This window comes from Desulfogranum marinum, from assembly GCF_016918565.1.
GTDB lineage: Bacteria > Desulfobacterota > Desulfobulbia > Desulfobulbales > Desulfobulbaceae > Desulfogranum > Desulfogranum marinum.
Window position 1 is genome coordinate 71,057 of the sequence record NZ_JAFFQD010000017.1, and the last position, 20,909, is coordinate 91,965.

The 20,909-nt window shown below is 44.8% G+C and carries 20 protein-coding genes and 1 tRNA gene; 8 read left to right on the forward strand and 13 right to left on the reverse strand.

From position 1 onward, the window contains the following. Window positions 1-188: 188 nt before the first annotated feature. Window positions 189-2,228, reverse strand: a complete 2,040-nt coding sequence (locus JWH17_RS11050) for an alpha-amylase family glycosyl hydrolase (RefSeq protein WP_205222677.1) — start codon at window positions 2,226-2,228, stop codon at window positions 189-191. Between the two features lie 56 nt (window positions 2,229-2,284). Between JWH17_RS11050 and JWH17_RS11055 the strand changes: the two genes are divergently transcribed. Next, the gene (locus JWH17_RS11055; RefSeq protein ID WP_205222678.1) at window positions 2,285-2,464 is read left to right on the forward strand and encodes a hypothetical protein; all 180 of its coding nucleotides are present in this window, start codon (window positions 2,285-2,287) and stop codon (window positions 2,462-2,464) included. Window positions 2,465-2,762: 298 nt separating this feature from the next. On the opposite strand, the gene minE is transcribed toward JWH17_RS11055, so the two are convergent. From minE to minC, 3 genes are all read right to left on the reverse strand, one after another. Beyond that, on the reverse strand, window positions 2,763-3,029 hold the full coding sequence (gene minE / locus JWH17_RS11060; protein ID WP_205222679.1) for a cell division topological specificity factor MinE: 267 nt from the start codon (window positions 3,027-3,029) through the stop codon (window positions 2,763-2,765). Between the two features lie 3 nt (window positions 3,030-3,032). Continuing rightward, window positions 3,033-3,848, reverse strand: coding sequence for a septum site-determining protein MinD (gene minD / locus JWH17_RS11065; RefSeq protein ID WP_205222680.1), 816 nt, complete (start codon window positions 3,846-3,848; stop codon window positions 3,033-3,035). An 85-nt stretch (window positions 3,849-3,933) separates the two neighbouring features. Further along, window positions 3,934-4,701: a septum site-determining protein MinC gene (gene minC / locus JWH17_RS11070; RefSeq protein WP_205222681.1), complete on the reverse strand. Its 768-nt coding sequence runs from the start codon at window positions 4,699-4,701 to the stop codon at window positions 3,934-3,936. 492 nt (window positions 4,702-5,193) lie between these two features. On the opposite strand from minC, the gene JWH17_RS11075 reads away from it, so the two are divergent. Then, a tRNA-Gly gene (locus tag JWH17_RS11075) sits at window positions 5,194-5,268 on the forward strand. A gap of 372 nt (window positions 5,269-5,640) precedes the next feature. After that, complete coding sequence (locus tag JWH17_RS11080) at window positions 5,641-6,105, forward strand: YehS family protein (RefSeq protein WP_205222682.1); 465 nt, start codon at window positions 5,641-5,643, stop codon at window positions 6,103-6,105. A gap of 34 nt (window positions 6,106-6,139) precedes the next feature. Here JWH17_RS11080 and JWH17_RS11085 read toward each other — a convergent pair whose 3' ends face one another. After that, window positions 6,140-7,312, reverse strand: coding sequence for a sigma-70 family RNA polymerase sigma factor (locus tag JWH17_RS11085; protein ID WP_205222683.1), 1,173 nt, complete (start codon window positions 7,310-7,312; stop codon window positions 6,140-6,142). A gap of 678 nt (window positions 7,313-7,990) precedes the next feature. Here JWH17_RS11085 and JWH17_RS11090 point away from each other — a divergent pair. After that, window positions 7,991-9,601: a SulP family inorganic anion transporter gene (locus JWH17_RS11090; RefSeq protein WP_205222684.1), complete on the forward strand. Its 1,611-nt coding sequence runs from the start codon at window positions 7,991-7,993 to the stop codon at window positions 9,599-9,601. Window positions 9,602-9,861: 260 nt separating this feature from the next. On the opposite strand, the gene JWH17_RS11095 is transcribed toward JWH17_RS11090, so the two are convergent. The 7 genes from JWH17_RS11095 to JWH17_RS11125 form a co-directional block, all read right to left on the reverse strand. Beyond that, window positions 9,862-10,626: a substrate-binding periplasmic protein gene (locus tag JWH17_RS11095; RefSeq protein WP_205222685.1), complete on the reverse strand. Its 765-nt coding sequence runs from the start codon at window positions 10,624-10,626 to the stop codon at window positions 9,862-9,864. A gap of 298 nt (window positions 10,627-10,924) precedes the next feature. Then, window positions 10,925-12,205: a citrate synthase gene (locus JWH17_RS11100; protein WP_205222686.1), complete on the reverse strand. Its 1,281-nt coding sequence runs from the start codon at window positions 12,203-12,205 to the stop codon at window positions 10,925-10,927. 521 nt (window positions 12,206-12,726) lie between these two features. Continuing rightward, window positions 12,727-12,957: a hypothetical protein gene (locus tag JWH17_RS11105; protein ID WP_205222687.1), complete on the reverse strand. Its 231-nt coding sequence runs from the start codon at window positions 12,955-12,957 to the stop codon at window positions 12,727-12,729. Window positions 12,958-14,162: 1,205 nt separating this feature from the next. Next, complete coding sequence (locus tag JWH17_RS11110) at window positions 14,163-15,548, reverse strand: sigma-54 interaction domain-containing protein (RefSeq protein ID WP_205222688.1); 1,386 nt, start codon at window positions 15,546-15,548, stop codon at window positions 14,163-14,165. A gap of 218 nt (window positions 15,549-15,766) precedes the next feature. Beyond that, the gene (locus JWH17_RS11115) at window positions 15,767-16,405 is read right to left on the reverse strand and encodes a hypothetical protein (RefSeq protein WP_205222689.1); all 639 of its coding nucleotides are present in this window, start codon (window positions 16,403-16,405) and stop codon (window positions 15,767-15,769) included. Window positions 16,406-16,468: 63 nt separating this feature from the next. Continuing rightward, window positions 16,469-16,786, reverse strand: coding sequence for a hypothetical protein (locus JWH17_RS11120; protein ID WP_205222690.1), 318 nt, complete (start codon window positions 16,784-16,786; stop codon window positions 16,469-16,471). Between the two features lie 2 nt (window positions 16,787-16,788). Then, window positions 16,789-17,703 carry a VOC family protein gene (locus JWH17_RS11125; RefSeq protein WP_205222691.1) on the reverse strand — a complete coding sequence of 305 codons (915 nt, stop codon included), beginning with the start codon at window positions 17,701-17,703 and terminating at the stop codon, window positions 16,789-16,791. A gap of 325 nt (window positions 17,704-18,028) precedes the next feature. Between JWH17_RS11125 and JWH17_RS11130 the strand changes: the two genes are divergently transcribed. The 4 genes from JWH17_RS11130 to JWH17_RS11145 all read left to right on the forward strand — a co-directional run bounded on the left by JWH17_RS11130 (window position 18,029) and on the right by JWH17_RS11145 (window position 19,949). Continuing rightward, complete coding sequence (locus JWH17_RS11130) at window positions 18,029-18,373, forward strand: DUF134 domain-containing protein (protein ID WP_205222692.1); 345 nt, start codon at window positions 18,029-18,031, stop codon at window positions 18,371-18,373. 39 nt (window positions 18,374-18,412) lie between these two features. Continuing rightward, window positions 18,413-18,589 carry a DUF5320 domain-containing protein gene (locus JWH17_RS11135; RefSeq protein WP_205222693.1) on the forward strand — a complete coding sequence of 59 codons (177 nt, stop codon included), beginning with the start codon at window positions 18,413-18,415 and terminating at the stop codon, window positions 18,587-18,589. Between the two features lie 34 nt (window positions 18,590-18,623). Next, window positions 18,624-18,950, forward strand: a complete 327-nt coding sequence (locus JWH17_RS11140; protein WP_205222694.1) for a DUF5320 domain-containing protein — start codon at window positions 18,624-18,626, stop codon at window positions 18,948-18,950. A 555-nt stretch (window positions 18,951-19,505) separates the two neighbouring features. Then, complete coding sequence (locus tag JWH17_RS11145; RefSeq protein ID WP_205222695.1) at window positions 19,506-19,949, forward strand: DsrE family protein; 444 nt, start codon at window positions 19,506-19,508, stop codon at window positions 19,947-19,949. Window positions 19,950-20,108: 159 nt separating this feature from the next. Here the strand turns inward: JWH17_RS11145 and nudC are convergent, their stop codons facing one another. Next, window positions 20,109-20,909, reverse strand: a complete 801-nt coding sequence (gene nudC / locus JWH17_RS11150) for an NAD(+) diphosphatase (protein WP_205222696.1) — start codon at window positions 20,907-20,909, stop codon at window positions 20,109-20,111.

Consider the following 20,909-nt stretch of genomic DNA (forward strand, 5'->3'; position numbering starts at 1 on the left):
TTTTCTATTAAGCATATGAACAGAAAAATACAAACCTGCCAACATGAAAACTGTCTTTTAATAGATACACTTCGTTTTTTATTTTTTGATACGCTTGGAATGCGACAGGGTATTATCTCACCGTATTATGGAGAGGTTATGATGTATCTCTCACTTGTTTGTCTGGTTACCTTGCAGAGCAATTGTAATCATAGGTAAATTACAAAACCAGCTGCCGGAACCGTGACATTGATAGCAGAGCCGTTGCCTTTTTCAACTTTGAGTAGATGTCCTTTTTGACTGGCATCGGTGGAGAAAATGCATGACATGCTGCTACCTGGAGGGTTAATGGCGAAATCAACCGTTACTCTGACGGTTAATGACTGGTGAGTATCGGTATTGATTGCGCATACATATTCCTGGTCAGCAAAAATTCGTGACCAGGCAATAATCCATCTCAGTGTACCATGTATAGGCTGGGGAAAGTGAAATGCTCCGTCGCTCCCTTCCACCTGTCTCAGATACTGACGGCCACGGCGCAGAGCAATATGTTTTTTTCGCAACCGGCAGAGGTCCTGAATAAGACGGTAGGTTGGGTGGTTCTCGTTGAAAAAATGCCGCCCGGTACTTTGCAGGGAGCCGAATGGGCCGCCAAACATACATTCGCGGAGAAATACATCGCTGTATGCATCCTCATTGGTACGATAGTCAGCGCCATTGAATCCCTGTTCCGTACCGTAATAGATACAGGGCATCCCCGTGGTGGTCAGGTTTAATCCAAGGGCCATGGCGAGGAAGCGAAAGCTGTCCTGTTGTTGGCCGCAGAAACGGAATTTGTGTTGTGTCCCGACCTGATCGTGGTCATCAAACATGGTCACTACGTGTTCACCAAACCATTGGTGGGTATGCTTGTGCTCAAGCAGACTGTTACGGAACAGATCAAAGTAACCTTCTTGCGCATCGGTAGAAGGATTTCCCGGGCTGCGCCACCCTTTAGCAAGAAATTCAAGTCGGTCCGGAATTTCGTTGATACCGAGAGCGGCATCAATGCCGGTTGTATTCAAGATGTTGACAGCGTGTGCCCGACCACCCGTTATCTCGCCTATCAGATAAAAGTTTTCTTTGCCGATCGACTGGGCAAATTCATGTATGATATTAGCGAACAGGCGTACTGCCCCGGGTTCCATATGTTTTACTGTATCTATTCGGTAGCCGTCAATGTCAGCATACCCAATCCAAAATTTGTACACCTCAGCTAAGTGGAGTAAGGTCTGTGATGCCCGAAACTCCCTGATTCGTTTGTGTACGTCCCCGGCAATCTCCGGTGCTTTAGGCGCAATGCCGTGATCCAGATCTTTGAGTGCGCAAAAATCGCCGTCAAGATAATCGGGAAAATTATCCCAGTGGGTTATCTCCCCTTTCCGTGTCCATGCGTTTGATTGCTGAAATTCAGCAGGCCAGACACCACCCCCCGGCCAGGTGTCTGGAAAAAGATGGGTATCGATTTGGGCAAAGGGGATACTGCCTGGGTCATGACTGTGTTGACGGAAACCATTAACCGGCCATTGTTGACCCTGGTAATACCTGTATTGATCATTGTTCTTGTAGGCAAACACATCACCGGCGTGGTTGAGGATAATGTCGAGAATGACTCGAATGTTATGCTCGTGAGCTGTAGTGACAAATTGTTTTAAATCCTCACGGCTGCCGAAATGCGGATCAACGTCCAGGAAGTTTTGAATACCGTATCCATGATAGTTGTCGCTTCCTTCCACCTGCCTGAAGACAGGACTCAGCCATACTGTCGTAATGCCCAATCGTTGAAGATATCCCAGTTTGTCGTGGAGGCCGGCGATGGTCCCGCCACACCATTTTTTCCCTGATTGAAACCAGTTTTCCCTGTCTGCCTTGCCTGCATCTTTTTCCAGGTTAAACAGTGGGGTGGTGCGCCCGGATTCCGGTCCTGTTATTGGATTGCCGGCACTATCTGCAAAGCCGTTATACTCTCTTCCATCAGAATAACGATCAACCAGGAGAAAATAGAGTACCTCGTCTTCCCAGTTGACTGGGGAGGGGTAGTAATTCTGCTTATCTGTGAGTGCGGTGAAATCAATTTGCTTCAGGCTTTTTTCCACATCATGTCCATGATTGGTATGGTTTACCAGGGTATTGAAGGATTTCGGCTGAGAGATATTTTTGTTTGAATTTCCATCGTTTCCGATGTTTGGGATGCGTGTGTGATCAGACATAGCAGTTTTTCCTGTATGTGTAGCTGGGGTGACGAAACCTGAAACCGTTGATGGTCATGATGGTCGCTCTGCCTGGCACTGAAGCAAAGGATGTGCCATCGACCCGGCAAAAAGATAAACAGTGGTCAATCTACTGTAGTGCTGTTGTTCAGGAAAAGAGAAGTGACAGAGAGGGGACAAGAAAAGCAGGTTTTGGTGCATATGCACCAGAATTGGTGGTGTATATCAAGCAGTAACCAACTGGAAAAGGCTGGAAGAGGAGGGGGCAAGAGAGGAGAAGAAAAGAGGTATAGGGCTTTGTGTCGTGTTTTGGTAAGAATTTTTTCGAGTTGAATGCGATGCTTTATCTGGAAGGCATTAGCCCGGATTTCTCATCAACCGTAGTAGGACTGCGCACTCTTCTTTTTTCAACAAGGGCCTCCGGCGATAATCGCTTTGACCCTTGTTGTGATGATGGGAATCGGTACGTCCCAAAAATACAATCCTGTGTGAGTAACAAAAAAAATCAGGAGGGCTTAGATATTGTTCGCTGCATTAACTGGAGGCCGTAGGTTCGTCAGGCAGGGTGATATTGAGTTCCAGCACTTCGCAATCTCCTTCTTTATCCAGTTGAACTTTAACAGCTCCGTCTTCAACCTGGATATATTTTCTGACAACCAGCAGGAGTTCTTCCTTCATCATAGGAAGATAATCCGGACCGTTGCGTGTTGTCCGCTCCCTGGCAACAATGATCTGCAGCCGTTCTTTGGCAACTGTTGCTGTTGTTTTCCGATTGTTCCGGAAAAAGTCTAAAAAACGCATTCGTTAGCTCCTGAACAGTCGAAATTTATTAAAAAATCCCTTCTTCTCCACTTCCACAAATCTGTGTACGAGGTCCTCCCCCAACAACCTGCTCACAGCATCTTCGTAGGCCTGGCCTGCATCACTTTCACTGGCTAAAATGATTGGGCTGCCTGCGTTGGAAGCCTGCAGTACGTCCTTTGATTCAGGGATAACGCCCAACAGCGGAATGGCTAATATTTCCTTTACATCATCAACGCTGAGCATTTCTCCTTTTTCAACCCGCGCAGGTTCATATCGGGTAAGTAATAAATGCTCCTTAACCGGTTCTCTTCCCTCTTCGGCTCGCCTGGTTTTACTGGCTAACAAGCCGAGTATACGGTCGGAATCGCGGACTGAAGAAACTTCAGGATTTGTTACCACCACTGCCTGATCGGCAAAATACATGGCCATAAAGGCCCCACGTTCTATGCCAGCAGGGGAATCGCAGACAATATAATCAAAGCTTTCTGCAAGCTGATTGATAACTCGTTCCACTCCTTCAATATCAAGCGTGTCTTTATCGCGTGTTTGTGAAGCAGGGAGGATAAAGAGATCTTCCACCCTTTTGTCTCTGATTAGAGACTGATTGAGATTGGCCTCATTGCGAATGACATTAACAAAGTCGTAGACAACCCTTCGTTCGCAACCCATAATCAAATCCAGGTTGCGAAGGCCGACATCAAAATCGATGACTACGGTTTTGTACCCTCGCATGGCAAGGCCTGTACCAATTGCGGCGCTGGTCGTAGTTTTACCGACCCCACCTTTTCCAGATGTTATGACGATAACTTCTGCCATCGTTTATCCTCCGAATTATTCGTTAATTGCTTTTTATGTGCGTTGGAGCACCTTGTATTATGATCAATAAAGGCTGGTAAGTGTCTCATCTTAGAGACTCTATCTTGAGCTGATCCTCTTGCAGATATATTTGAACTGCCGTTTTGCGCATATCGGATGGCAGATCATCGTTGATGATGTAAACGCCTGCAATAGAAACAAGGTCGGCCTGGAGATCGTTACAGAATACTCTGGCACTTTCCTTTCCCCGTGCACCTGCGAGTGCGCGGCCTCGTAGGGTACCGTAAACATGGATATGGCCGTCTGCCATAATCTCTGCTCCGGTGCTCACCGATGCGAGAACGATCAGGTCTCCTCCACGGGCATAAACCTTTTGGCCGGAGCGTACCGGCTGGCGAATAACAAGGGTTTCAGTGTGCGGTGCCTCTTGGGGAGTAACTGCTTCTTGCGGGGCCGGAGGACTCTGTACCGGCTCTTCTTTTATTTCCGGTTGCGGTGATTCCACAACCGTATCGTGCCGAGCTGTCCCAGCCGCCGGCCAGACGGCAATGTTTCGGGCCCTTGCCGCGAATTCCAACGATTCTTCTGCACCTGTGATGCCAACTGGGACAAAATTATTGGCAGACAGCAGTTCACATGCTTTTTCAAGCCAACTCCCGTCAACTTCTTGATCAAGTTGTCCGAAGTCAATCATGACAGGCGCATTGCGAAAAAACTTAGGAGCCTGGGCAACTTTTTCCAGAAGTTGGCGGTCCAGTTCTTCCAAGTCTGTACTGAATAATTCCAACACTGTGAGAGACACCATACGCGCTTTGATAGCCGCTGCTGCATCCTGTTCGCTAACTGACATCATTTTCAGCCTTTCCACTGCTCAAGCATGATCCCAGGAGCGTGGTTAATTTCTAATTTATCTATCACGGTGAACTAAAAAATGTTGCGTTTATAATTTGAAACTGCTGTATTTACCGCATTTAACCATCGAACATGAGAGTTGTAGCTTTCAATGAAGCGGATCGATATTTGTACCCTCAGCTGACGATTGATTCAACCAATTAATTTCAGGCGTCAATAAAAAAAGACCGCGATTTTAACCTGTCAGGCGAGGGGAATAAAAAAAAGTAAAATTTGTTTAAAGATTATACAGTCGCTGCGGATTCTCTGTATGTCTTTGAAGTGGTGTTGTATACATGTTGTATAAAGATCGTTTTTGAACTTGTGGTGAAAGCTGAACGCTAAGAAAACGGGCTTGATACGAATGATTATGCTCTCTGAATGAAGAAAATTAATTGACACAGCCCGGAAGAGGGGGTATCTTCCCCGCCGTCTGCCGAACACAAATTGCTGAGCGGGAATAACTCAGTGGTAGAGTGTAACCTTGCCAAGGTTGAAGTCGCGAGTTCGAATCTCGTTTCCCGCTCCAGTTTTTTCCTTTCGATTAACCTTACCATCACGTTGTGGATGCAGGGTAAGTCGTCCAGTTATTCTTTTCAGCCCCTCCTGCTCATAAAACTCCTGTACTTTACACTGTTTTGCTAAATATTGCTGTTATTGATTGCCATTGTCTGTAATGAAGACGGGGAATCGTTTAGCTGCTACAGCGTTTTGCAATCCCAGATTACAGAGTGCCTTAACAGAAGTCTAGGTTACCCCATGAAAAACCCTTGGTCGCTGTGGACGATCGTCTTTTACTCGCTGCTTTTTTACGTGATTGTATCACGTTTTTTATATGGATTGATACTTGAGACATCTGCGACCAAGATATAATCAGAGAAAATAATACAAGGAGATTCTTGTGACCAATAATTTTGTTTTGCGAAGTCTTCGTTATACCTTTAATTGTAACGATTCGAAAATGATTGCCATCTTTGGTTTAGGTGGAGCGGAGGTAACGCGCGGGCAGATAAGCGACTGGCTCAAACAAGAAGATGATCCAGCTTACCGAAATTGTAGCGACACCAAGTTGGCTATGTTTCTTAATGGATTGATTGTTGAGATGCGTGGTAAAAAAGAAGGCGTCCAGCCCCAGGTGGAGAAACGCCTCACAAATAATATCGTTTTGGTGAAATTGAAAATTGCACTGAGTCTTAAAAATGAAGATATTTTAGAGATTATGGAGCTTGCCTATATACGGATAAGCAAACATGAATTAAGTGCATTGTTTCGTAAGCCGGGGCATAAAAATTACCGTGAATGTAAGGACCAAATTCTACGTAATTTCCTGAAAGGGGTGCAGGTGAAATACAGGCCAGATAAATGAAAAGAGAGCCGGTGGCCGGCAAAAGAACCGGTTGCTACAGATTAAGCGAGACATGCAAATGTTTGTGTAATTTCAGCAGTGCCTTTTTTTCAAGTTGGTATACACTCCCTCGGGTTACGCCATAAATACGGCTGATCTCCACCATTGATTGGGCACGCCCCTCATACTCTCCCAGACCATATTTTCTTTTCACTATGTCGGCGCTTTTGGCAGGCAGAACACTATCAACAGCCTCTAAAAGTTTGCTGTGCATTTCCAGTTGCTCGACATGTTTTGCTGGATCTTGCCGGTAGGAATATTCGTGTTGCGGTTCTTCTTTTTCCCCAAGGATAACTGTTGAATTCATCAAGGTAGTTACGGCTGCATTTTCTGCAACCGTGTCTCCTTTTCTGGCAGACCTGGAAATTTCCTCAATGATGGTTGCCGGCACCCGGATCAATCTCCCATTTAGCGACTGGAGTTGAACCTCACGTAATATCCAAAACGATGCATAGGTCGAAAATCTGCTCCCCATGGAAGGATGGTATCTGTATGCAGCTCTTGCAACGCCAAAGCTTCCGATTTGGTGGGCGTCTTCAGCTGTAATGGATTGTTTGTAGGTATTGCTGATTTGTGAAGTTATTTTTCTGACAAGTCCGGTTGTCAGGAGCATATAAATATTTCGCAAAGTATTCAGGCGCTCGATCACTGCTTGCAGTTGTCGAAATTCTGGCCTGTGGGTGAAGCTGGGGTCGGCTTTATAGATGATCCTGGCCCATACCCTTGCCAGTACCAGGTGTTGGAAGGTTTTAGCCAAAGGAATGGATGCACTCATGGTTGGTTGGCTGAACAACTGTAATGCTTCCTGCCGTTCTGCTTCGGAAGTGCGGTCGGCGCGTGCGAAAAATATTTTTCTGTCTTTGCTAAGATAAATATTTTGAATAATCGTCAGTGCTGCTTGGCGAAACAGGCAATGTTGGGCAACCAGTTGAGTAAATCGGTGTCTCTGGAGCAGGACTTCTGTTGCCAGCTCGCCTTCATCATTTTTGGAAAGATAGAGATGTCTCCCCGCTATATCGTCTGCATTCAGCACACTTTCAGCTGCAAAACATTTTGCCTCCAGACCGGCACTCAGCTCCAGCGCTTGTACCTGTTGAATGAATGAAGTAGCCGCAGAGCTGGTTGTCGGCAGGTCGATAATGTTTAGTGAGGGTATCTTACAGGTCATGTTGTACGGAGTAACCTCTGCGCATTAGAGCGTATGATTTTAGGGTACCTCGAAAAAAAATATTTTTTGATCAAGGTCGGATAACTCATGACACCGTGGCATGGAGAAATTTTACCACAGGCATATAATTGACAGCGGAGTCTTCGCTTCCCTCCGAGGAAAAAAACATAACGCAGGGATTGGAGGGGAAAGCACATTTTCAAGATATCCTTTAAATCGTTATGGAATGTTAGCCAGTTGTATCGTGTAGAAGATACGTAAGCCGCTTTGCCTCGGTATTGCCAAGCCTTGAAACACAGCGTACTTTGTGCAGCGTCTGAGCTGATCGAATTCTGGTAAAAAGGCAAGCTGGACATCCGGCATACTTGCAACGCCAAGCTTCTGAGTAAGCCCGCTTTTTAAAAATTATCTGTTAAGAAAAAAATTAAAACAAGTTTTTTTTGGATGAGTAAGAAGTCTTCTTGCTTAATGTGGTCGATTTTGTCGTTCGGTGGCAGCATGGGGTTGGTTGTCTCTCATCTGCTGGACCTCTCCCGGATTTCCCTTGCTATTTGCCTATAGAACATATAGGGTGGCCGTCCTTTTAAAAAAGATTATACGTATTTCTACCATGGGCATAGACCTCCGTTGGAGGGCTGTGCCCATTTTTATTTTCACCTCAAGTATATAGCGAGATTTATGGTTGCACTGATAAGAAAAAGTTCAAAAAATATGAAAAACGAAATTACCTCAGGACTTACCGTTGCTCTGGCACTTGTGCCTGAAGCTGTAGCATTTTCCTTTGTAGCGGGAGTTGATCCTTTAGTCGGACTCTATGCAGCCTTTATGGTCGGTCTTGTCACTTCTTTGTTCGGCGGGCGGCCGGGGATGATTTCCGGAGCCACTGGAGCACTTGCCGTGGTCATGGTGTCGCTGGTAAAAGAAGGAAATGCTATGGGGCTGGCGATGACAGAACCTGTGATGGATATGGGACTGCAGTATCTTTTTGCTACAGTGCTCATCATGGGGGTGATTCAAGCATTGATGGGAGCACTCAAACTTGGCAAATTTATCCGCCTTGTCCCCCATCCGGTAATGCTCGGTTTTGTCAACGGGCTGGCTATTGTTATATTTTTGTCCCAATTGAATATGTTTAAGAGCGTGGATAAAGGCATTGCTCATTGGCTGCAGGGAGATGATCTTCTCATTATGGCAGGGCTGGTGCTCGCGACCATGGCAATTATGCTCGTTTTGCCGAAGATTACCCAAAAAATACCAGCAGCTCTTACGGCTATTTTGGTAATAACCGCTCTTACTCTGGGGTTTGATCTTGACGTAGCCACGGTGGGATCATTTATCCGGGATGGTGGTGGAGACGGACTTAAGGGCGGGCTTCCCGTGCTGCAAACACAGATATTTACCATCATTCCCTGGAACTTGGAAACATTGACCTTTATTCTGCCATATGCCTTTATCCTGGCCGGTATAGGTATCATAGAGTCCTTGCTCACCTTAAATTTACTGGACGAAATCACCGAAACCCGTGGAAACAGCAATCGGGAATGCGTAGCCCAAGGGACTGCAAACATCGTTACCGCTCTTTTTGGAGGGATGGGTGGATGTGCGATGATTGGTCAGTCCATAATTAACGTTAACTCAGGCGGTCGAGGCCGTTTATCCGGTGCTACTGCTGCAGTTGCCTTGCTTTGTTTTATTCTTTTTGGTGCAAGCTATATTGAGATGGTACCCATTGCAGCCCTTACCGGTATCATGTTTATGGTGGTTATAGGCACCTTTGCATGGTCCTGTTTTCGAATCATTTACAAGATTCCCAAGGCCGATGCTCTGGTTCTCATCATGGTCTCCGGCCTCACTGTAGCTTATGACTTGGCTGTGGCTGTATTCATAGGCATTATTATGTCGGCACTGGTTTTCTCCTGGGAAAATGCACTGAGGATTCGGGCGCGAAAAAAGTTTAAACAAGACGGTACCAAGGTGTATGAAATCTGGGGACCTTTGTTTTTTGGCTCTACCCAGATGTTTGTTTCCAAGTTTGATGTGAAAGGGGACCCGGATACTGTGGAAATTGATTTTATAGAGTCCCGTGTATCAGACTTTTCAGGAATTGAAGCAATTTCAGGGGTGGTGGAAAAATATGAAAAAGAAGGCAAGAAAGTTACACTCAAACATTTGAGCTCAGATTGTAAAAAGCTGCTCAATAAGTCTGATCGGAAATACAAAACTATAATTCAGGAAAAAGTCGATGATCCCAGATACTGGGTGGTGGCTGATCCTAACAGTTTTCACTGATGCACTGTTTGGTTAGTAGGCTGGGGTTGACAACGGGGAAAAATAGGGAAAAAGAGCTGTTTCTCAAAAGATTGTAACCCGAATGTATCATGCACTTTTTGATTGAAAACGAAAAACAGACGGTTAATTGTACGATTCCTCTTTAAGTAATAATATCAATTAATTGAGTTTGAAATAAAAAGTGCATGAGCAATTCCTGATAACGGCTTTAATGTTGGGCAGCTTGCCAAGAAGCGAGAAGGCCATTGTGCTTGGTGCTGTCAGTAACGGTCCACAATCGAAGATATTGTACCATCCTGTTGCATTTGGTCGATAACCGTGTCGAATTCTTCTAATAGACTCAAGTGGGTGCTTTTTTTGTTTATCAGGAGGTGGAATGGAATGGTCGATAAGTTTATTCCTGTATCCAGAATTTCTTTTTCCAGCCCAAGTCGCTTTAAGGTCGGTTTTGCCGCAGGAGGCCATTCGATAACCACATCACCACGTTTATGAGCCAGCATCTGCCAAACATTTTCCAGGTTACTGCTTTCGTAAGTCTTGATACCTAGTGACTGGACATTGGTCTTGTGCCATCCATTGCCGCTATAGGTGATAACAGCAAGCTCCATGGCTTTAATTTCAATAATTTCATTGATCTGCTTGACTTGATCGATGCGTGGATGGTTGTTGTAAGTGAAGAGATGCTGTGATTTGGAGTAAAAAGGTCTCTTGCTGGAACGGGCATAGAACAGTCGTTCAGGAGTGGGGAAAGTTAGTATGGCATCAACTCTACCGTTTTTCAGGTGTTGCTGGCAACGAGCCCATGGGAACGGTCTCCAGACGAGAGGAATCCCCATCCTTTTTTGAAGCGCTTCGGTGATAATATCATAAAAAATACCTTTCATTTCACCAGATTCATCAATCCAGTGAAAAGGCGTAAAGGTGGGGTAGGCGATTCGTAACGGTTGTTGTTCTGCGTTGGTTGTTGGGTGCCGGAAGCAAAAGAGGACAGTCAGTAATATCAGGACCAGTTTTTTGGTACTCATAAAATGTTTTTTTGAAATCGGGCTAGTAATGATTTTAAATTACCGTATCGATATGAGACATGAAATGCAATTGAAAAGAACTGAAAAGGTCGGCTGGTTCTTCAAAATGAGACGTTCCCTTTGGCTTCTCTATTTCCGTTAACCAAAAGGTGCAAAAAAAAAGTCAGGTTGATTAAAATGTTGTTGAGATGATTGGTCAGACAAGGGGGAGGTTGGCTCCCCCTTTGTGATTATCTCATTGAGCCCGGTGAGCGGAAGTCACACTATGGATTCAGATAAGCTCGGGAACTGCAGCCCGCTACCGGGCGTGAATAGGGACATAGTCATATTGCTGGTGACCTGTATAGATCTGGCGAGGGCGGCTTATCTTCCAGTTAGGATCATCCATACTCTCTTTCCATTGGGCAATCCAGCCTGGCAGTCGGCCTATGGCAAACATCACTGTGAACATATTGGTGGGGATGCCAATCGCCCGTAAAATAATTCCGCTGTAAAAATCAATGTTTGGATAGAGGTTATGGTCGATAAAGTAAGGATCTTTTAAGGTCATCTCCTCAAGTTCTTTAGCTGTATCCAGCAGCGGGTCAGTGATTTGGATTGCTGCCAGCAAGTTATCACACATTTTTTTCATGATTTTTGCGCGGGGGTCATACGTTTTGTACACCCGGTGACCAAAACCCATAAGTCGAAAAGGATCGTTTTTATCTTTGGCCCGCTGTATTATTTTTGTGCAATCACCGCCATTGTTGTGAATATTATCAAGCATTTCGATGACCGCCTGGTTGGCACCCCCATGCAGCGGCCCCCAAAGGGCTGCAATGCCTGTAGAAATGGCGGTATACAGGTTTACCCTTGCGCTACCTACCATGCGAACGGAGGAGGTTGAACAATTCTGCTCGTGGTCGGCATGAAGAATCCAGAACACCCTGAGCGCATTAACTGCCTCCCGTTTAATTTCGTAAGGGGTTACCGGGGTGTCAAACATCATGTTGAGAAAATTTTCGCAATAGGTCAGGTCCGGTCTTGGTAATACTATTTCATGACCTCTGGAAATTTTATACGACATGGCCGCCATTGTGCGTACTTTTGCCAATAACCTGGTCACCGTGATGTTGATTTCCTCTTCCAGCGTATCAAGCTCCGGGTAAAAGCTTTTCATAGCATTAACCATGGAAGAGAGGATACCCATAGGGTGAGACGCTCTTGGGAAATTTTGATAAAAAGCCTTTAAATCGGTATGGACCAGACTGTGGTCGTTAAGCCTTACCGATAATTGGGTCAGTTCATCCCGATTGGGCAGCCTGCCATTGATGAGCAGGTAGGCGGTCTCTTTGAAGGATGCCTTTTCAGCCAGTTGTTCTACCGGGATCCCTCTGTAGCGCAGGATGCCTTTTTCTCCATCCATGAAGGTGATTGCACTCAGGCAACTGCCGGTGTTGGCATACCCAGGATCAAGGGTTATCAATCCTGTCTCGGCGCGCAGCCTCGATATATCAATGGCTTTTTCCCCTTCACTTCCAGTTACTAAGGGGAGTTTTACTTCTTTACCACGATATGTAAGCGTGACAAATTCGTCCATAATACCTCCTGTTACCCCGTTAACTTGCTTTATAGGACAACTTAAGATACGGGGCGATGTCTGAAATTATAGCCTTTCAACATCGATATACTAAATATTTTCCAAAAGCTAAAAACATATGCGCTTTGGATTGCAAATCAGCGATGTATAGCTCTATATTCTTTATTTGTTAAACAAAAATGAGACTCTTGGCCGTAGTTTGAGAACAAATGTAGGGTAGCGCCATCTATTTTTATGATGTTCGCTTGCTAAGCAACATCACCTTTTATCGAAACTCGACGTCAGTCGTTACCTTGATAGAATGTTCTGATCCCGGCTGGTTGTAGTATTTAACTCTGTAGATCGATAAAGAACAGAATTACAGTCAATTTATAGCTAATAGAAAAGGGCAGGATTTAGAAAAAATCCTGCCCTTCAGAATGCAGCTATTTTAGTGCCGTTACCTTATTAACCGCAAAGAGCTGGAAAGGTTGCCTCACCTTTGTCTTGCGATCTTGTCGGAGAAAAAAAGCTTTCTCTTTTTAGTGATTTTCAAACATCACATCACCAAAATAATCATCTGTATCGTATCTCTTTTCAGCTATAGATAATTTCACAGGCTTTTTGGAAGTGAGTATATATTCTGTTCCACATTCATAGCAAACTACCAAATCACCTTTAGCGAGATAGTACATAATCGGAATGTATTCCAAGCAAATTTCGCATTTCTCGAATCGGTTATTGTCTGCTTGATGTTTATTAGCTCTGCCCATTTCAATCTCCTTAATTTGTTGGACAATGGAAACATGATGAAATTTATCAGCAATAAAAGTGCCAGCTCAAATAAATGCTATATGTTGTAGCTATAGGGGCATTGTACTGCAAAAAGGAAAAACGTGTGGTGAGAGTACGGAGAGCGATCGCATTCCGAAAAAAAATATCATGGAGGGGGAGGTGAATCTTAACTTTTTGTTATTATTATTTTTAAATGCAAAAGTTCCGATTTGTAGGTTAATTTCCGATTTTTATAATTTTTATCCTGCACTTTTATTCATTGAGTTGAATGCGTAGCCTGTGCTCTATTTCAGGTGATTGCCACTGAAAAGAGGTGGCTTGATACAAAAAGCTTACCCTCTGGGGAAAATTTGAACATAACGAGGTAAGCGCAAAGTACCGGGAGGTCGGGCTAAGTGATATCGTCCAAAAAGCCTCGAGTATTAACTGAATCCTGCACGTCGAATGTTGGGGAAAAATAAATTTTACCTTAAAAACAATATATTGGGCAGATAATTTATATGAAGTTCTATTCACTGTATGGGTGAATCTGTTTTTTTTTCACCTCCAACGCCTTTAGGCATCGGCAATTTCGCCGAATCTGCTTGGTTACCGAAGGCTTGAACTATTTTAATACGTCTGTGCCTTCGGTGCCTCGCATCTCCGGCAGGTCGTGAAGACTCCGAAATTGCCGATTCCAGGATTTAGGTTTTAAACAAACGGGGGTCTCTTTTTAGTATTCTTCAAACATCAAATCTCCAAAGTAGTCGTCTGGGCCGTAACTGCCTTCAGCTATAGATAGCTTCACGGGACTTTTTGATGTGAGTATGTATTCTGTTCCGCATTCAGAGCACATTATCAAGTCGCCTTTACTAAAATAGTAATCAATTGGAATGTCTTGCCTGCAAATTTCGCATTTCCCAAATCGGTAATTGTCAACGCGATGTTTATTGAACTTGCCCATTTTAATCTCCTTAAAATGTTAAAAAATGGAAACCCGATGGAAAAATGGCAATCAAAAAATATGCCAGCTCATTTGCATCTCGTATGTGTCTGTTGTTTCCTTTTTTTTCGGAGAGTAGCGTAAGCCGTACGATGACCGTTGTCGAATGGAAAAATTCCGGAAAAATGATGTAAAATGAAAAGGTGAAATGTAACTAATTGATATCTTGAGTAATAAATAAAAATTTCCGAACTGCTGAATTTATTCCGATTTTCTAAAGTCTTCTTTCTTTAATCCGTGTATTTTCATTTTGTTATACAGAGCTCTTGGAGTTAATCCCGCAAACTGTGCTGATTCGCCGATGCGTCCACCAGTGTATTCTAGTAGCTCAACAAGATATTTTCTTTCTGCAGATTGATTGAGGAAATTTTTATATGATTTTAATGATGTACCAGGACGAAATGCGTGGTCAGCCAAATTCGTAGTGTCAATTACCGAGTCAGTGAATAGTTGATTGGGTATATGAATCAGGTCAGCCGTTATAATTTCAGTGTTGGCAAGCATCACCGCTCTTTCTAATACGTTTTGGAGCTCTCTGATGTTACCAAACCAGGGCACAGAGAGGAGAATTTGCATGGCTTGTTCATCCACTCCTTTAACGTACTCCCTACCGTTTCTCTTTTTTCTGTTCACGATATGCTGAACCAACAAAGGGATATCTTCGACTCTGTCACGTAACGGCGGGATATGAATTTGAAATACAGAGAGTCGATAATATAAGTCTGAACGTAGTTGACCTGTTTTTAAAAGCTCGAATGGGTCGGTGTTCGTGGCTCCTATAACTCTGAAGTCAGTATTGATCTCAAGGTTCCCGCCCAGTCTCTGCAGCGATTTTTCCTGCAAGACACGCAATAATCTGACTTGCATTGCCGGAGACATTGATTCAATTTCATCTAGAAAAAGTGTCCCTCCGGAAGCATGCTCTATCTTGCCGATATGTCTTCTGTTTGCTCCAGTAAATGCGCCTTTCTCAAACCCAAAGAGCTCAGACTCTAAGAGGCTGTCTGGTAACGCGCCGCAGTTGACGGCCATAAAAGGGCCAGAGCGGCGACGCGACTCATTATGGAAAATATTTGCGACAAGTTCTTTGCCTGTACCTGTCTCGCCTAATAGAAAAATTGGGGAGTCAGTAGGAGCGATATCTTTAACCAGATCCAGTAATTTCTCCATCAGTGGACTTTTAGTAAAAATTGCCTCTACTCCGGGTTGCTCTTGAACATAACCCGCAAGGTACTTTTTGCGATTTTGTTCTCGTTTATTATGCATCAGCTGAGAAAAACAATTTGCGCTTTTAGCTAACTCTTCTTCTTTAAAAACCGTGGCACGTTCAGGTGTCAGGTTCTCAATGGGGGAATGGAAAAGAAAAATATGAGGGGCTGGATGGGTTGCCAATAATTCGGGGAGGGCAATTTCTGGGATTTCCGGGTGTGCGGAATCAATGAGCCAAATGTCAAAAATACGAGAAAAGGCGGTCGAATAAAATTCAGAGGCAGAGTTTATATGAATAAAATTACATGAAAGAGATGAATAGCTCTTTACAAGGTCATTATAGTTTTTTGTAAGACCAAAAACGAGAATATTAAACATTGATTCAGGGTTTTTTGTTACAATAACAGTCTGTTATGTGTGGTGAACATTACGATTATTCATTTGCTTTTGAGTCATCTCCATGGAAAACTTATCCTTGTTTTCAGCTGTCTATAATAACATCTTTATGCTGTTTGCATTCGTACTCATTATCCAGAAGAGGGGAGATTTTAGGGCGTCGTGAATTGATAATGATCACGTTTCTTTTAGTACATGGGTTAATTACGCACTTTATAGAATAACGGTGCCATGTCTTTGAGAAAAAGTTCTTCCAGCTGTTCGTCATTTGTACGCACAAATTTGTTCAGGTTAACACTGTGCATTTTGGCCGACCAGATTCGCGTACCTTTCTCTGCATCCAACAAGGTGGCCTCCATTACATCAATAGTCTTGTCGATCTCTCTATCATCAGCCCATACATCGGCATAAATAGTCGAATAGTAACCATAACCGGCTTGCCAGCTGACTGCGCCTGCCCATGCGTAATCTTTTTCAGGGAACTGGTAACTTGAAGTGGATTCGTTTGTCAGGTGGATTATCAATACTTCTCGTGCACCGGTAGTATGCAATGTCTGTTGTAATGTCTTTTTATTTACTTGATCTGTGCCAAAGTTAAACGCATAGCTTGGTATCGCTTTTATGCCGATTTTACCGAACTCTTCGACAAAGTTGTCTTCAAAAATTTTGTGAGCAGTCGGGTTTGTGAACACACCCATGATAAACACCGGTCCTTTGAGTTTGCCCCGGTACTCGGCATTGATCCAGGAGTCGGTAAGTTTATTATGGGCACAGCCGGCGACAAGCAAAACCACAGCGAGTAGATGGGCAACCAAAAAACAGCGGGTACGGTATTTCATTATGTCTTCCTGAAAAGTTAGTGAATAGCCTTGTATGGATACAAATCTTGGGCAGAAATCATTTTAACGCCTGCCGCCTCTGCCCGTTCTTACAGGGCGTCCCATACTCGCACGCCTGGTTCTTACAGATTGAACTTTTTGCTGACGGGCAGGCTTGTTGTCCTGTCTCCGCTGTCGTCTCTGTTCTACGTTCGCATTATTAATATGGACATCAATGTCATTGTTATAGCCATACCTATGGTAGGGATAACGATAACCATCATACACGCCATATCTCCTCGTGTTCGATATAGAAGTACCGTAGTAGCCGCTGCAGCCTGCCAAAAAAAGCATGCAGCTTGCCAAGAGAAAGGTGATGAGCAAGGTGGTTTTATCCCCCATGATCAATCCCCTTCAGCAGGTGATTTTGAGGGCCATCTTTGTATCAGTAACAGGGCTCCGGTGGGATCACTAATTAAGGCGGTATTACCTTTATTCGGTGCTTGGTCAGGTGTGATCAAGACGGAACCGCCAAGGTCCTTTGTGAGTTGTGCGGTTGCATCCGGATTAGCAACCCGGACAATGGGCACCCAAAGCAATTTGTCGCTACTACCTTCTACATGGCGTATGCCCGCGAGCCACTTACCTTTTTGTATGAAAATATCGTAGTCCTCTTTAATTGAAAGAACGTCATCATACCCCAGGATGGATATGTAGAAATTTTCTGTTTTTGCCGGGTCGTTGGTCCATATCTCATCCCATAACCAATCGCCGGTCGCGACCTCCGTCTCAACCGGATCGCCCCCTTTAGCACTAAGTAATACCATGTTTGTTCCCAGAGGATCTCTGATCAGGACTGTCCTGCCTCGTCTTTCCATATCAACCGGGCCATTTACTATTTGTCCACCACCGGCTTGTACCAGTTGAGATGCACTGTCCACATTGGGGACGGAAACCGAGGGTACCCATACCCCCGGAGTTTTGCTTTTTTGAGGCTTCATTTGTAGAATACCTGCAATACGTTTTCCGTTATTTCTGACTACTGCATAGTAATCCAGATACTCAATCTGCCAATTGAACAGTTTTTCGTAGAACCTGCCCGCAGATCTGAGGTCAGGAGTCACAAGATCATGCCAGATGAAACGTCCGGGGAAGGTCGCACCGCTGGGATTGTCTGTTATTGAAGCCATGGCTATTTCGGCCCTACCTTTAGATAACTTGCTGAAACTGGAGCAACCACTCAGGGCCATTACAATAACAAGGAAACCAAGCAATGAGGAGGATGTAGTATCCTTGATACAGAGAGAAGGAAATCGCATCGAGAACCCCTTAATATAATGGTAAAACCATCTTGCTGAATGAAAGCAGTGTACCAGTGCTTTCTCGGCAAAGCAAACATATCCATTAAAAGCAGTTGGTAAGTGGTGGCAACGTGTACTGAGGGAGTGATTTTGTTTACTTACTTTGCTGAAAAAGTCTATTTTTATCGTAAAAAGGAAGACTGGGCTTTGCTCTTGCAAGCCCCATTATTCACTTGTTTTGGCGCGATTAATCACTTTTTTTGCTCATATGAGCATTTTGCGCATTGCTATTTTAATGATACTTACTTACTATATGCTCATACGAGCAAAACAGAGAGGACATATGCCACGCCCGATTAAGCCTAGATTTGTATCAGCCTACCCTGTTATGGCAGCTTTTGTGCCACGAGGAATTGCAGTGACCGGGGAGGGACTCATCAGTGTGGAGGAATTTGAAGCCATACGCTTAAGTGATTTTGAACACCTGGACCAGGAAAGCGCCGCAAGCATGATGGGAGTATCTCGTCATACTTTTGGCAGATTACTTGCCAAGGCGAGGGCAACCGTTGCTGATGCCCTGGTTACCGGGAAAGAGTTGAGAATTGAAGGCGGCAATTATGAGATTAGAGGTCGGGGTATGAAGCGACGTAGGTGCCGTGGGGGCGGTGGTGGTAGAGGAAAGGAATAAGCAATACTAGTTAATTGGTTAAACCAAGGAGGTAATCTAATGCCTAGAAGAAATGGAACCGGGCCACAAGGTCAGGGAGCAGGAACTGGGAGAGGACTTGGCAATTGTGGGGTTCCAAAAGGGAGCTCGTCGCAACGCCGACAAGGCGGTGAAATAAGCGGCAACAGAAAAACAGGTCGTGGGAGCGGCGGTGGTCGGGGACGCGGTAACCGCTGATATCTTGAGTACAAAAAAAATATGAGGTGATATTATGCCAGGATTTGACAGATCAGGCCCAATGGGACAAGGTCCACAGACAGGTAGGGGCATGGGAAAATGTAACCCGGATGCACCATCATCGGATCAATACTACGGTTTTGGGAGAGGTATGGCCTGCCGTCGAGGATTTGGTGCAGGTTTCGGTGGCGGCGGACGTGGTTGGGGGCGTGGAGTGAATTTTTTCGGCCCTGTTGCAGGCAGTCGTCAGTCGGTTGCACCAGCAGATGAGCAAGAGGCTTTGAGAGCCCAAGCCGATCAGCTGCAGGAATCGCTTGCAGCTATACAACAGCGTCTGGATGCCCTTGAAAAGAAAGAATAGCTAATCTACTTCCAGGGGAAAGGAGAACGGGCCGTTTATCAAAAAAACACCTTTTCTCCTTGCCCTTTTTTTGCCCGGTGGACAGAATTTTTCACTGATAAATTCGGGCAAACGGTTTTACGATCAAAGAATCGTTGTCCTCCAAAGCATGCCCCACTCAAATCCCTTTTTTTATACTCCCTGTCACAGCTGTGGCGTCACTAAATTATTATGTTAAAGCTGAGGGGAAAACTTGTTGACGAATTACATCACACCTAATAACAAGAAGTTATACTTTGATTGTGTAGACTGGAAACATTGGCAAAAGCCTGGGTTCAGCGCGAAATGTTAGATGCTGCTGCTTTTTTCTATGTTTTGAACGTTCTTTCCGTCAATCGATCGGAGGTACACTTCGAGGTGATAAAAAGGGACCGAAGAGTTTACCAATGTTTTCCAGCTAGCAGGCACATGTAAAAAATCGAATCAGGTGGTGGTTTATATGGGCCAGACACCGCCTCACATATCTCATGACTTTCTGTGTGAAAATCTTGCACAGTACAAAAAAGGAGAACCATTATGCGTTTTAAAAAAATGAGTGTATGGATTCTTGTCCTGATGCTGATTGTGGCTGGAGCAGGGAGCGTGTTTGCTGGTGAGGTGAAAGAATCCCTGTTTGTTAATTTAACCAGTAATGAAATGGACCGAGCTGCAATGGCTATCAACTTCAGTACTCGAGTACGAACGCAGAAAAAAATTCCGGTGACGATTTTTCTCAACGTTGACGGGGTCAGACTGGTGAACCGGAACATTCCTGGCAGCACCCATGTGAGTGGCCAGACCCTTCAGGAGATGCTCGCATCTTTTATGCAGGCTGGTGGAAAGGTAATTGCTTGTCCTATGTGCATGAAAAATGTTGGTGGAATGACAACAACAGACCTTTTAGACGGGGTAGTGGTCGGAAGTGCTGATGTGACATGGCCGGCTTTGTTTGCTCCAAATACGACGGTTTTGAATTACTGAGATGTTTCACAATGTCCATGTCTCGGTTAAGCTGCCGCATGGATTTCGTGAATGTGTTACAGCCGAGTGCTAGATTGTCTTTTTATCAGTGTACGTCAGCAAGGCGATCGCCGGGAGAGATGCTCCGCCAAGACGGATGAGCAATTCGGGCTGGGTGCCTCACTGCCCGGAAAGGAAATGGTCGACAAGCTTGCGGGCAATGCTCGATTGGGGAGGGAGTATTGGTGGCAATCTATCTCGGGTGAACCACTGTGCATCCACGATTTCATCGTTGTCTATTTGGAGCAGGCCACCACTATAACGGGTAGTAAAGCCAACCATCATGGAATGGGGAAAGGGCCAAGGCTGGCTGCCGAAATAGGTGATGTTGTCCACCTTTAGGTTGACTTCTTCAAGAATTTCACGACGGACTGCCTGTTCCATGGTTTCCCCAGCTTCTACAAATCCGGCCAGAGGACTGTACTTGCCGGCAGAAAAACGTCTATTACGAGCAAGAAGGATGCGGTCGCCATCTATAATGCTCATGATCACTGCTGGGGAAATCCGTGGATAACTGACCAGGCCACAACTGTTACAGATTTTGGCCGGCTCAGTACAGCTTTCCTTTACTTTTTGCCCGCAACGGCTGCAATACTGGTGGTTCCTGTTCCAGCGCAGGATCTGGAGTGCTCTTCCGGCCTGGGTCAACTGTTTGTTTTCGATATGAGGGTACAGGCTGCGCAGGCTGATGAATGTAGCATCAACCAGGGTGGTGTCTTGGTTGAGGTCAACCACCAGTGATGGATATAAATCCGTGTTGCTGTTTAAAAAACGATGATACGTTACCTTGTCCCTGAGTGGTTCTGGGATTTCACTGGGAAGAGTAAGTTGGTCACCATCTTGATGGATAAGAAGGCTATCGCCAAGAAAGATAAAAAACAGGCACCCTGCAGGTAGTTTTTCAGGAAGAGTTCTCTTCAC